This window comes from Mycobacterium sp. SVM_VP21 (assembly GCA_024758765.1).
GTDB classification, from domain to species: domain Bacteria; phylum Actinomycetota; class Actinomycetes; order Mycobacteriales; family Mycobacteriaceae; genus Mycobacterium; species Mycobacterium heraklionense_C.
Genome location: CP101406.1, coordinates 1,685,796 through 1,697,883, shown reverse-complemented (window position 1 = coordinate 1,697,883; position 12,088 = coordinate 1,685,796). Strand labels below are relative to the sequence as shown.

Annotated in this window: 14 protein-coding genes and 1 riboswitch; of the genes, 5 read left to right on the top strand and 9 right to left on the bottom strand. The window is 66.2% G+C overall.

Features of this window, described 5'->3' with window-relative positions; all coding sequences use genetic code 11:
* Window positions 1-40 precede the first annotated feature (40 nt).
* A complete protein-coding gene (locus NM962_08120; GenBank protein UVO14007.1) occupies window positions 41-361 on the top strand; it encodes a DUF732 domain-containing protein in 321 nt (106 codons plus the stop codon).
* A gap of 5 nt (window positions 362-366) precedes the next feature.
* On the opposite strand, the gene NM962_08115 is transcribed toward NM962_08120, so the two are convergent.
* From NM962_08115 to NM962_08100, 4 genes are all read right to left on the bottom strand, one after another.
* Window positions 367-1,491, bottom strand: coding sequence for an acyl-CoA dehydrogenase family protein (locus NM962_08115; GenBank protein UVO14006.1), 1,125 nt, complete (start codon window positions 1,489-1,491; stop codon window positions 367-369).
* The gene (locus NM962_08110; protein UVO14005.1) at window positions 1,491-2,723 is read right to left on the bottom strand and encodes an acyl-CoA dehydrogenase family protein; all 1,233 of its coding nucleotides are present in this window, start codon (window positions 2,721-2,723) and stop codon (window positions 1,491-1,493) included. Before NM962_08110 ends, NM962_08115 begins: the two co-directional genes overlap by 1 nt.
* 104 nt (window positions 2,724-2,827) lie before the next feature.
* Window positions 2,828-3,322 carry a nuclear transport factor 2 family protein gene (locus tag NM962_08105; GenBank protein ID UVO14004.1) on the bottom strand — a complete coding sequence of 165 codons (495 nt, stop codon included), beginning with the start codon at window positions 3,320-3,322 and terminating at the stop codon, window positions 2,828-2,830.
* Window positions 3,319-4,185, bottom strand: a complete 867-nt coding sequence (locus tag NM962_08100) for an LLM class F420-dependent oxidoreductase (GenBank protein UVO14003.1) — start codon at window positions 4,183-4,185, stop codon at window positions 3,319-3,321. The genes NM962_08105 and NM962_08100 overlap by 4 nt, the downstream gene beginning before the upstream one ends.
* Before the next feature lie 121 nt (window positions 4,186-4,306).
* On the opposite strand from NM962_08100, the gene NM962_08095 reads away from it, so the two are divergent.
* Window positions 4,307-5,146, top strand: a complete 840-nt coding sequence (locus tag NM962_08095; GenBank protein UVO14002.1) for an SDR family NAD(P)-dependent oxidoreductase — start codon at window positions 4,307-4,309, stop codon at window positions 5,144-5,146.
* Window positions 5,127-5,744: a TetR family transcriptional regulator gene (locus NM962_08090; GenBank protein ID UVO14001.1), complete on the top strand. Its 618-nt coding sequence runs from the start codon at window positions 5,127-5,129 to the stop codon at window positions 5,742-5,744. The genes NM962_08095 and NM962_08090 overlap by 20 nt, the downstream gene beginning before the upstream one ends.
* On the opposite strand, the gene NM962_08085 is transcribed toward NM962_08090, so the two are convergent.
* The 3 genes from NM962_08085 to NM962_08075 form a co-directional block, all read right to left on the bottom strand.
* Complete coding sequence (locus tag NM962_08085) at window positions 5,694-6,425, bottom strand: hypothetical protein (protein UVO14000.1); 732 nt, start codon at window positions 6,423-6,425, stop codon at window positions 5,694-5,696. The two genes, NM962_08090 and NM962_08085, sit on opposite strands and share 51 nt — an antisense overlap.
* On the bottom strand, window positions 6,422-7,222 hold the full coding sequence (locus tag NM962_08080) for a DUF1906 domain-containing protein (GenBank protein ID UVO13999.1): 801 nt from the start codon (window positions 7,220-7,222) through the stop codon (window positions 6,422-6,424). Before NM962_08080 ends, NM962_08085 begins: the two co-directional genes overlap by 4 nt.
* A 61-nt stretch (window positions 7,223-7,283) precedes the next feature.
* Complete coding sequence (locus NM962_08075) at window positions 7,284-8,111, bottom strand: hotdog fold thioesterase (protein UVO13998.1); 828 nt, start codon at window positions 8,109-8,111, stop codon at window positions 7,284-7,286.
* A 67-nt stretch (window positions 8,112-8,178) separates the two neighbouring features.
* Between NM962_08075 and NM962_08070 the strand changes: the two genes are divergently transcribed.
* A complete protein-coding gene (locus NM962_08070) occupies window positions 8,179-8,769 on the top strand; it encodes a TetR/AcrR family transcriptional regulator (GenBank protein ID UVO13997.1) in 591 nt (196 codons plus the stop codon).
* Here NM962_08070 and NM962_08065 read toward each other — a convergent pair.
* Window positions 8,766-9,686 carry an LLM class F420-dependent oxidoreductase gene (locus NM962_08065; protein UVO13996.1) on the bottom strand — a complete coding sequence of 307 codons (921 nt, stop codon included), beginning with the start codon at window positions 9,684-9,686 and terminating at the stop codon, window positions 8,766-8,768. The genes NM962_08070 and NM962_08065 overlap by 4 nt on opposite strands.
* 116 nt (window positions 9,687-9,802) lie before the next feature.
* Window positions 9,803-10,777: a thioesterase family protein gene (locus tag NM962_08060; GenBank protein ID UVO13995.1), complete on the bottom strand. Its 975-nt coding sequence runs from the start codon at window positions 10,775-10,777 to the stop codon at window positions 9,803-9,805.
* A gap of 472 nt (window positions 10,778-11,249) precedes the next feature.
* A riboswitch (M-box (ykoK) riboswitch) is annotated at window positions 11,250-11,422 on the top strand.
* Between the two features lie 289 nt (window positions 11,423-11,711).
* On the opposite strand from NM962_08060, the gene NM962_08055 reads away from it, so the two are divergent.
* Window positions 11,712-12,011, top strand: a complete 300-nt coding sequence (locus tag NM962_08055; GenBank protein UVO13994.1) for a PE family protein — start codon at window positions 11,712-11,714, stop codon at window positions 12,009-12,011.
* Window positions 12,012-12,088 lie beyond the last annotated feature (77 nt).

The window sequence follows — 12,088 nt, the reverse complement described above, 5'->3', positions numbered from 1 at the left end:
ATGCAAGCCCCCAGCCAGCCGAGTGAATAGGAGGAACGACATGCGCAGAGTGCTATCGGTCTTGGGCGTTGTCGCCGCCATCGGGTGCGCCGCGCCGGCGTACGCGGATCCCGGTGACGGCGATGGCGGCGGCGACGCCGCCTTCCTAACTGCCGTAAGGGCAGCCGGGCTCACCTTCGCCAGTAGCGATCAGGCCATTGTGGCCGGCCATGCCGTCTGCAGCATGGCTAACAATGGCGAGACGGGATTGCAGGTCGTCAAACAACTCACGGCCGACAATCCCGGGCTACCCATGGACGCCGCCGCGCAGTTCGCGGCCGCCTCCGCCAATGCTTACTGCCCGCAGCACTTGCGGAAGTAGTCGTCCTACGCCTTCGTGAGCTCGGCGTAGCGGGCGATGTGGGAGTCGGTGGTTCCGAACTCGTATTGAATTGCGGTGAGCCGCTTGAAGTAGTGGCCGATCGCCAACTCTTCGGTCATGCCCATACCGCCGTGCAGTTGCACCGCCTCTTGGCCGACGAGTCGGGCGGCCCGGCCGATGGTGGCCTTGCCGGCCGACACCGCGCGGGCGCGGGTGGCCTCGTCGGCCTCGAGGTTGAGGATCGCCAGGTAGACCGCCGCGGCCGACTGCTCAACCTCCATGAACATGTCGACCATCCGGTGTTGCAGAGCCTGGAAGCTGCCGATGGGCTGCCCGAACTGCTGACGCTGCTTGCAGTATTCGACGGTGTCCGCCAAGACTTTCCGCATGCAGCCGACCGCCTCGGAGCAGATCGCCGCGGCGCCCTCGTCTCGGGCCTGCGCCAATGACGGCCACGCCCCGCCGCGCTCACCCAGCAGGGCGTCGGCGCCAAGCCGCAGATCGGTGAAGGTGACGTCAGCCGCGCTCCGGTCGTCGATGGTGCGATACGGATGCAGGGTGATTCCGGCAGCGTCGGCCTCGGTGAGGAACAACGATATTCCGTCTTCACCCTCGATGCGGGCGGTGACCAACACGTGCGTTGCCAGAGGTGCCGCGACGGCCATGATCTTCGAGCCGTTCAGCACCCAGCCGTCCCCATCGGGGCGCGCCAGGGTCACCGCATCCTGCCACCGGTCGGCCGAACCCGGTTCTGCGGCAGCCAATGCGGCGACCGCGGTACCGGCCACGAGCTCCTTGAGCACGCCGGCGGCCACCGGGTTGCCGGAGCGGCGCAGCAGACCGCCGGCAACGACGACGGTGTCGACATACGGTTCGATCACCAGCGCATGCCCGAGCGCTTCGGTGATGATCATGAGTTCGACTGCGCCGCCGCCTATTCCGTCGAATTCTTCGGGGAGCGTCGCGCCCAGAATGCCCAGTTCGCCGGCGAAGGCACGCCAGATCTCGGGCTGCCAACCGACGCCGGTCTTGGCTGCGGCGCGGCTCGTCTCGAGATCGTAGCGTGCGGCGAGGAACTTGGTGATGCCGTCACGCAGCATCTGCTGCTCATTGTTCACGTTGAAGTCCATTAGAGCCCCAATGCCGCTTTGGCCAGAATATTCCGCTGAATTTCGTTGCTACCGGCGTAGATCGAACCGGCCCGGTCATTGAAGTAGCGCAGTGGAGCCACCGCCTGCCACGGTTCGCCAGACGCATATCCGTCGGTGGGCGGCTGGTAGTCGGCGATCGGTCCCCCGGGAGCGGTGACATGCGGCTGATAGATGCGTCCGCGCGGGCCGGCCGCCTCCAACGCCAGGGCGGTCAGCTCCTGGCTCAGCTCGGTGCCCAAGATCTTGAGCATCGACGACGAGGCACCGGGGTTGCGTCCCTCGGCGACGGCGGCAAGCACCTGGTATTCCAGGATCTCCAATACTTCGGCGCGAATCCGCGCGTCCGCCAGCTTGCGCATGAAGGCGTCGTCGTCGGTGAGCTGGCCACCGCCCGGTCCCGGCTGGTTCTTGGCCGCCGTGGCGATCTCCTCGGCCACCACCTGCAGGCCCGGCGCCACCGCGCCACCGCCGCGCTCGAATTCGAGCAGATATTTCGCGACCGTCCAGCCGTTGTCGATCTCTCCGATGACATTGGTCTTGGGGACCCGCACCTCGTCGAAGAACACCTGGTTCTGGATCTCTTCACCGGAGGTCATCACCAGCGGCCGGATCTCGATGCCGGGCGAGGTCATGTCGATCAGCAAGAACGTGATGCCCTGCTGCTTCTTGGCAGTCCGGGCGGTGCGCACCAGGGCGAACATCCAGTTCGCCTCGCCGGCGTGGGTGGTCCAGATCTTGCTGCCGGTGCAGACCAGGTCGTCTGCGTCGACCGTGGCCGCCATCGACAGCGCCGCCAGATCCGATCCGGCCTCGGGCTCGGAGTACCCCTGACAGAAGAACACCTCGCCGGTGAGAATCCGGGGCAAGAAGTAATCCTTCTGTGCGTCCGTGCCGTAGCGGACGATCGCGTGCGCGACCATCCGGATTCCCATCGGCGACAACGACGGTGCACCGGCAAGCGTCGACTCGCGACTGAAGATGTAGTGCTGAGTCAGGCTCCAGTCACAGCCGCCGTGCTCCACCGGCCACGCGGGCGCCGCCCAACCCCGCTCGTGCAGAATCGCCTGCCACGCCATGCTGGCCTCGTGATCGGCGTAGACACTGGTCATCAGCCGGCCCGCGCGACGTAGCTCCGGGGTCAGTTTCTGGTCGAGAAAATCCCGAACCTCCGCTTGAAACGCCCGATCTTCCTCCGACCACCGCAGATCCATCAATCTCCCCTGCCGTACCGGCGGATAGACGCTTTGCCGCGCAGTCTAACCGCCGCACTGTCCGGCCCGACTCCCGCCGCCTCGGCTAATACACCGCGAGCTGCCTAGCGGATGCGCCCAGCGATGCCGTCCACCAACAGCGCGCGACCCTCCTCGGCACCGTCGAGGAGCCGGGTGATCCGCCTGACGATCTGCCACTGACCGGGCGAGCCGGCGACCCGCTTGAGGTGAAAATAATTGGCGCCGCCGCGCGCGACGCGAAACTGGTTGCCCTGTTTGACCAACAGCGTCGACTCACACACGGCGACCGCCTCGTCACCGTGCACGGTGACCACCGCCGGCCCCAGAAAGTGCGTACATCCCCGACCGATCAGGTCCTGGTGACCACGAGAGCGCACCATCGCCGCAATCTCCTCGCGGCCGTTCATCAGCCAGTTCTCGACGTCGTAGATGCCATCGTGTTGCCACAGCGCTGCGGTGGATTCGGGGTCGCCGGCGTCCACCAGTGGGCCGTAGGACGCGATCAGCCGCTCGATGGCGCGCTCGTCCTCGATCTGTTGTAGGCGCCGCTCCAGTTCGGCCAGCCGTTGCTCGATCATCGGCCCTCCCGACGCGACAGGCCGGCCAGCTCGGCCAATGCGATCAGCTGGTCACAGAAGTGCGCCGAAGAGCGCGCCGCGATCACGCAGCTGGCGTCTGTGGCACCGATGTCAGCGAGCCTGCCGATCCGATCGAGGGCCTGCTGCGGGGCGTCGATCGGGTCCAGCGGCGGCGTCGACAAGACGACTGCGAACCTGTCCGGGAGATCCACGGAGCCAAGATATTTCGTCAGCTCGTCGATGGTGAGGCCGAACGGTGTCCAGCCGTCGCCCAGGTCAACCGCGCGTCGAAGCGAGCGGCGGGTGCGTCCCCCCACCCAGATCGGCACCCGCGGTTGTACCGCGCACGGCTGCACGACCATCGAGTCGAATCGGTAGAAGGTGCCGTGATAGGCGGGGCGGGTGGTCGACAACGACGCCCGCAACGCCCGCATCGCGTCATCGGCCCGGGCGCCGCGGTCGTCCCACGCGCAGCCGAGCAGGTCGAACTCCTCCCGCAGCGACCCGACTCCGACGCCCAGGGTCAGCCGACCACCGCTAAGCCGGTCCAGGGTTCCGTAGCGTTTGGCAAGCTCCAGCGGATGGTGATAGCCCAGCACCACAACCGAGGTCACCAATCGAATCGAATGGGTGCGGGCGGCCAGAAATGACAAGGTGGCCAACGGATCCCAATACGTCGTTCCACGACCGGCCGCAGCCTCGGCGGGAACCGCGACATGTTCCGAGCAGGTGAGGTAGGCAAAGCCAAGTTCGTCGGCGGTCGAGGCGATCTGGCCGATGTCTTCGACACTGCCCTCGGCCTCCCAGCTCGACGCGGTGCCGGGGACCTGGATGACAACCGGCGTGGCCAAACCGAGCCGCATCAGCGGGACCGAACCCGGGGACCGTTGTACTGCAAGGGCTCTACGCCTTTCGTTGCGCCGCGAGAGTGAGGTAGCCTCATCGGAGTGAAACTAGAATGAATTTTAGTTATGGAGGCATCTCTTGTCCAGCGGTGATCGACCCGAGTGGGCGCAGCAATACGGCCCCTGGGCTGTGGTCGCCGGCGGCTCGGAAGGTGTCGGCGCCGAGTTCGCGTTCCAGCTGGCCGAGGCCGGTATCAATCTGGTCCTGATCGGTCGCAAGTCAGAGCCATTGCGCGACATCGCGGATCGGTGCCGGGCGCGCGGAGTTGACGTCCGGGTGCTCGCTCTGGATCTGACTGCCGCGGATGCCGTCACGCGGATCAGCGAGGCGACGTCGGACATCGAAGTCGGGTTGCTGATCTACAACGCGGGCGCCAACACTCACAGCGCGGAGTTCCTCGACGGCGATCTAGCTGCCTTCGAGCGGGTGCTCGACCTGAACGTACGGACGCCGCTGGCGCTGATCCACCATTTCGGGCGGGCGATGCGCGGTCGGCGGCGCGGTGGTCTGCTGCTGGTCGGGTCGCTGACCGGGTATCTCGGTTCGGCCCGGCAGACCGTTTACGGGGCGACGAAGGCGTTCAGCCGGATCTACGCCGAGGGCCTTTGGCTGGAGTTGCGCCACTACAACGTGCACGTCTTGGAGTTGGTGCTCGGCGTGACCAGGACGCCGGCCATGGCACGGGCCGGCCTCAACTTCGACGTGCCGGGATTGCGAGTATCCGATCCGGCCGAGGTCGCCCGCGAAGGGCTCGACCAGCTCTCCCGCGGGCCGGTGCACGTCATCTCGGCGCACGCCGACAGTCCTGCCCTGCGCGCCACCGCAGATCGCGCCGAAGCCGTGCTCGCCTCGCATCGGCTGATGCAGAAGCTGCTCCGAACCGCACCCCGAGCCGCTGATGCCCCGCCCGCCGGTTGAGCGCGACGCCGCAATTCCCAGCACGCCGGCGCAACGCCGACGCTGCGAGCGCATTCTTGCCACCGCTGCCCGGCTCGGTGCGCGCGACGGCCTGGAGGCTGTCCGGATGCAGGATGTGGCCGACCAATCGGCGGTATCGATCGCGACCCTCTATCGCTACTACCCCACCAAGCATCACTTGTTCAGCGCCTTGTTGTTGCACTACACCCAGACCGTCGGTCCGTCGCACCCGCCGAGGGGATGTCCGGTAGCCGACGTCACCGATCTCATGGTCGGCATCTGCCGATCGATGCTCGCGCGCCCGCGGCTGGCTCGCGCCATGATTACCTCGGTCAATGCCCGGCGTTCGGAATCAGCGGCGACCGGGGACTTCGACCTTCGTGCCAACATCTTGGCCGTCGCAGGGATTTCTCGGCCGGCATCGCGCGACGCCCAGCTGGCGCTGCTGGTGGAGCAGTGCGCCTACGGCATCTTGTCCTGGGCGGTGATGGGTGAAACGACGCCTGCGCAGGCCGAACGCGACATGCGGCGCGCCTGCGAACTGCTGTTAGCGCCCTGGCGAGGTGATACGCACGCCGGACCCGCGACGCTGCGCTGACGGCGTGCCCGAGGGCGGGCTATCGCCGGAGCGTGGCATCGCCAGCGCCGTCCCCAGGATCCAGGCGAACAAGAATGCCGGCATTGCGGTGATCGAGTAGCCCTCCAGCGACAGCGGACCACTGCGGAAGACGAACGTCAGGAGCAGCACCGGATGCACCACCGCGGCAGCAAGTGCCAGGTGACCTGAGTATGCGGGCAACGTCTGGCGGGCATAGACCGCGATCACGAATGCGCCCAGGGCTACCACCAGTGGCATCCCCGACATGGCCAGCAGCCCGAACGTCAGGTCGTAGAGCAGTGACGCCGCGTCGGCACTGCGGCGCCGATACAGCAGGAGGTCAAAGGCAGTGAACCCGCTCAGCAGCAGGGTCACACATCCGATGAAGCCCGCGGCGAAGCAGGTCGGAAGGATCGATTTCATGGGAACGCGATCCCGAATGTACGTCCACACCGCGGCACCGAAGACGAACCAGAGCGTGACGCCGACGGTGTTGAGCGCCATCGTCACGACCAGCCGGTCGTGGTGGGCTGCGGCCCACCGAGCCACGTCAATCGACTGCGTTCGGGTCCCCGGGAAAGACCAGATCGGGTAGGCCAGCAATGTGGTCGCGGGCAGGACGACGCCCAGGATGCCGGACCACCGGGCCACTCGTGGCGCGTCCCAGGATGTGCCGATCACGAAAGTTCCCCCTGTTGTCGGGCGAGGTCCCACTGACCGAAGTCCGCGGCAAGGACGTCGTTGACGTCCACATGCGCGCCGTCGATGACGAAACCCGGCTCGGTCGCGGTGACGATTTCTCGTTGGAAGAGTACGGCTGCCGGTTCGCGGTCTCCGTGCGACCATGCCCGGGTCTGCCACGCCCACCGGTGACCCGGGGTGGTCGACTTTCCGATCACACCCTCGTTGATCGCCCAGGTGCATGGGCGGGCGCCGCCATAGATTCCGGTACGGTCGACGCCCAGTACGGAGTTGATCCCGCGGAACCAGTGGACCGCGACGTTCTTCCATGTTGTGGCGTCGATGTCCTCGTCGACACTGAAGTAGATCGGCGCTGACGGCGGCCCCCCGGCCGCGGTATGCAGCCGCAGCGCCGTCTGCGCATCGGCCACGCCGCCGTCGTAGCCCCGGGTGAAGTCCGACGGCGACTGCGTCCAACCCGGTTTGCCGAACTGGTAGCAGCTGGCGACCTGCAGGCCGGCGGCGCGCAACCCGTCGGCATAGTCGCGGGTGACGGGTTTGAAATCGAAGGTCGCGCCCGGCCGCAGCTCGGAGACGTAGACCAACGCCCCGTCGAATCCGGCGGCCTTGATCTGGTCGGGCGAGACCAACCGGTGGGCGAAATCGATGACCTGCAGCCCGTTCGCGCCGGCCCGCGGAGCGCCGACCGTCGCCCCGAGGGCGCCGGGCAGGGCCAGCGCCGGGCCGAGTAACGCGGCATACCTCAGCACGTCGCGCCGCGAAGCGGAACGCGTCACAACGGGGAGCCTAGCCGCGTCTCGGCGGGCGGACGGCCCAAACGACAGTCACTAAGCGCCGCTAAACGAGCGCGTCATGCCAGGGCTTGGTGTCGGTGATCTGGATCAGCGAGGCGACTTTGCCGTCGCGCACGGTGATGTCGTGCGTGAACGCTGCCTCGAAGTTTTGATCCGTGCTGCGGCTGCGTCCCCGGTAGTAACCGAACACGATGGCGCGATCCGGTCCGACCACGACTACCTCGTCCGGCTGTGGCGCGGTGTCGTATTCGGCGAAGGTGGCTCCCCAGACGCCGAGCAGCATCTGCTCGGGTCCCTCAACCGGGCCGCCGGCTCCGAGCGGCATGCCGGAGCTGACTCGACCGACGAACTGCGGGTGCAGTAGATCCGCCAGCGCGGCACCGTCGGCGGCGGCGAATGCACTGTAGAGCGCAGCGACAGTTCCACGGACGCCGTCCGCCGGTGCGGAGTCCGCCTTCTTCGGCGAATCGGTCTGAACCACCCAGCCCTGCGCGATAGCACACAATGTCGGTGCGGTGTCCTCGCTCGCCGTCACGAAGATCTCTACGGTGCATACGGCTTGGCGGGCCGATCCCCTGGCGACGGCCGCGTGGGCGCGCAGCACGCCGTCGCGGGCCGGCCGCAGGTAATTGACGGTCATGCCGCCGGTCAGAACGTTCGGGCCGAGGACCGATCCGGCCGCAAACGTCAGTGCGTTGTCGGCCGCGTAGGCCATCACTCCGCCGTGGACAAATCCGAACTGCTGGCGATGCTGGTCTGCGATATCGATTGCGAGGATGGCGTTGCCGTCCGCGAAAGCTTCGAGGCGTGCCCCGACCACTCGGTTGAAGGGTTGCGCGTCGAGAACCCGCTGAGCCGTTGCGAGGTCCATGTGGACACCACCAAACTTTTTCTAGAGACTGTCATCTAGAAACGATAGTAGAGGATATTCTCTAGTTATGGGTAGAGCGGCGGTCCACTCCGAAGACGACTTCCTGGATGCGGCGGCGGCGTTGTTCGCCGCAAGCGGCGAACGCGGACTCACGATGACGTCGGTCACCCAGCACCTCGGGGCGTCGAACGGGTCCATCTACCACCGCTTCCCCGAACGCGCCGCTCTGCTCGCCGCGCTGTGGTTGCGGACGTCGCGCAAGTTCCAGCAGGCCTACTTCGACGTCCTCGACGATCCTCCGACCGTCGAAGGAGTCGTGACTGCGGCAGCCTGGGTGGTCGACTGGTGCCGCGACCACCTGGACGAAGCACTCGTGCTGCAGGCCGGGGTGCGGGCCTTCAGTCCCGACGAGTGGCCGGAGGCCGCACGCAGCGCGTTGAACGACCTGGACTCCGCGACCCAACACCAGATCGCGCGGGCACTCCAGGTGGTGGCGAAACAGACCGGCCTGCCGCGCGACCAGGCCGCCTTCGCGATGCTCGATCTGCCGCTGGCGGCGATACGGCGGTACCTCCTCGCGGGTAAACCCCCGCCACGTCGGGTGACCGAGCTGGTTCGATCATTGACCCGAACCGTGCTGGAGACGGCCGGCCGCTAGAACTTCGCGATCACCGATTCGCCGAAGTGGCCCAGGGACTCCACCGTATGGCTGAGGCTGTCGCCGGGAACGGGGACCTGTACCCAGGTCACGCCGGCTTCGGCGAGCCTGCCCAGGCCATCCAGGTAGACGCCGGGATCGAAGTCGTCGTAGCCGGGACGGCCGCCGACGAGGTTCGAGAAGCAGATGTCGATGGCGGCCCAGTCACGGCCAGCCCCGTCGCAGCGCCGTTTCAGGTCGTCGATGCCAGCTGCCAGGGCTTCGACCGAATTCATCTCGGCGGTGCGGGCGGCGCTGGCCAGGCCGGGCGGAGCCGGGAACGGCGCCCAGCCATCACCCCGCTCCGCCACCCGCTTACGTGCTTTGCCCGTGTTTCCGCCGACCCAGATCGGCGGATGGGGACTGCTGACCGGTCGCGGATGCGCGGTGATTCCGCGGGCGCGAAAATGCCTGCCTTCGAATGAGACGTCGTCACCGGTCCAGATGGCTCGGATGACGTCCAGGCTCTCCTCGACGAGTGCGGCGCGCTCATCGAAGTCCACCCCCAAAGCGGCAAATTCGCCCTTGAGGTAGCCCACACCGACGGTCAAGGTGAACCTTCCGCCCGACAACAGATCCAGGGTCGCGCCCGATTTCGCCACCACGAACGGGTTGCGGTAGGGCAAGACAACGACGTTCGGGATGAACCGGATCATTTCGGTGTGCGCCGCGGCGAATCCCATCGCCACGAAGGGATCGAGACTGTCGTGGCCTCCAGCGTCGAGCCAACGCTGAGTCGGTGCCGGGTGGTCCGTGAAACCCATGGCGCCGAACCCCGCGGCCTCTGCGGCCTGCGCAACGGTGGACACCGCTTGCGCCGAGACCAGTTCCGGATCGCATGGATGGGTGATGATCGGGTAGGTGAACGCGAACCGCATACGGCTCTCCTTCGCGTGGAGTCGCTAAGTGGTCGTGGGCGGGCTGATCCCCGAACCACCCCCGGTGATGACGGCTACACGTCCATCGAGTGCAGCCGCCACTCGACGCAAGACCACTACTGCCCCTCGGGCTTCTGACGCCCCGGCGGCTCGGCTATCGGCCGGACGAGGACTTCTTGCGCGGTGCTGGCCACATGCCTACCGGTGGCATCCACCATGGCGCCGTGCACCAGGGCGCGATGCCCGGCCGTGGCGACGGTCTGCTGGGTGTAGAGGTGCCATCGATCGAAGTGGACTGGGCGGTGCAGCCACACGCTGTGGTCCAGGGTCAAGCCAGTGTGCGTGGCATGGTCGACCGGCTGCGGGTGGGCACGAAACGCGGTGTCCACTAGGAGGTAGTCGCTGGCATAGGCAAGCAGCACCGCGTGCAGTTGCGGGTCGCCGTCGATTCCGTGCGGCAACCGCATCCAATGGGCACGCGGACCTGACGCTTGGGGGCCGCCGAGGAATACGGGAGCTTCAGCGGTGCGAACTTCCAGGGGTGGGGGCCGTTCTATCCAGATGCTCCCTCGCCCAGCCAGGTATGGCGGGGCGTATTGCACCCAGTGCTGTAGCAGCGGAAGGGCTTCCGGTTCGGGTCCGGGCAGCGGCACGGGGGCGGCATCTGTGCTGTCCGGGCTGGTGTCGAAGGACACCGTCGCCACCACGAGGGTGCGACCGCCCTGCTGGATGGTGACCTGCCGTGCCGACATGGTGCGCCCGTCGCGAGTGCGGTCGACGGCGATCTCCAGCGGTACACCTGAGTCGCCAGGACGCAGAAACGATGCGTGGATGGAATGGGCGGTGAGCTCGGGGACCGTGGCCGCGGCTGCTGTCATCGCCTGGGCGATGAGCTGGCCGCCGAAGATCCGGCCGAACCGGCCGGCCTCGTTGTCCGCCCGGAATCGGTCATCGCCCAGCGGGTGCAGCGTCAATACCTGCTGCAGCCGGTCCAGCGCGTCGCGCGTGGCGCGTTCCAGTCGGCTTCCGGACCCGAGCAGCGGGCCGCCGTAGTGGGGGTGAGCGGAGACCTCGGACGCCGACGTCTGCACAAGTTCCTCCTCACCCGCTGTGGCCCGTCCGCGGCGGACCGCCGACAACGGGTAGCCGGTGATGTGACTGCTAGCCCATTTAAGTAAATCCGAGCGACATAGGTCAAGGGTGAAACCCGAACCCTACTGAGGCAACGACGCGCGCTCAGATCGACCGAGAGCACTTCACAAATAGCAGGAGCTCCATCCGGATCGGTTTACCGAATCGCCCGGTCTACGAGGCTGTCCGGACTTCCGGTCGAGGCTTTGACATCGGGATACGTTGGTAATTCTAGTTGTTCACCCCTGACGTTGCTTTGACATTCTCAGCTACACCACATCGATTGCGGATGGGCAAACTTTTTACTGTCGTGGATCATGTTGGAAACCAGTAGCGTTCGCAACTCATGCTTCATTTCGGGCAACTTGTCTGGCCGCGCAGACGTTCTCATCCGAGTTGACTATCCCCTACGGTGATGCCACCATGGCCGCGAACGCACCTCGCTAGGTGAGGCGTCTGTACGGATACAGGCCACTGACCTCAAACGTCGAGAGACGCCCAGGGTCAGGACAGCTCTTCCCGGCTTAAGGGTTGAGCCCAAGTGGCTTTCGGCATATGACTGGATACGCCGTGCAGTGCCAAAACTCTGTCGAGAGGGGTGCCGTCCGGCCGACTCTGCGCTGGTTCGGTTAGTCCCGCTGTGCCCACCGCAATGGCATCCCCGTGTGCCCTGGCCGTGAGGAGGTGAGAGCGACATTGAGTCCGAGCGATAGTCCTTATCCGAGATCGACGACCATTTCGTTCGAACCCCGCCCCGGCGCTGCCTTCACTCTCTGAATCGGTTCGCCTGTGCCGGATCAGCGCTGTCTGCATCGCGGACGAGCGCCGCTTCGGCGCGCAACTGTTCTTGTGTGACGGCGTAATTCGTCGTGCCCTCTCGAAGGAGAGCCCCCTATGTCCTACGTGTACGCACTGCCCGAAGACCTCATCGCGACAGCGGCCGATCTGCGTGGTGTCGGCGATACGGTGGCCGCGCAAAGCGCCGCTGCCGCAGCGCCGACGACAGGCGTGATTCCCGCCGCCGCCGACGAGGTCTCCGCCCTGACCGCAGCTCAATTCGCCCGACACGCACAGATGTACCAAGTGATCAGTAAGCGCGCCGCGGTGGTGCACGAGATGTTCGTCAAAACCCTGCAGCACAGCGCACAGTCATACGCAGCGACCGATGCCGCAAACGTTATCTCGGTCTACTGAAAGGGTTTTGGATAATGGACTACGGATCGATACCACCAGAGATCAATTCGGCGCGCATGTACGCCGGGGCGGGATCA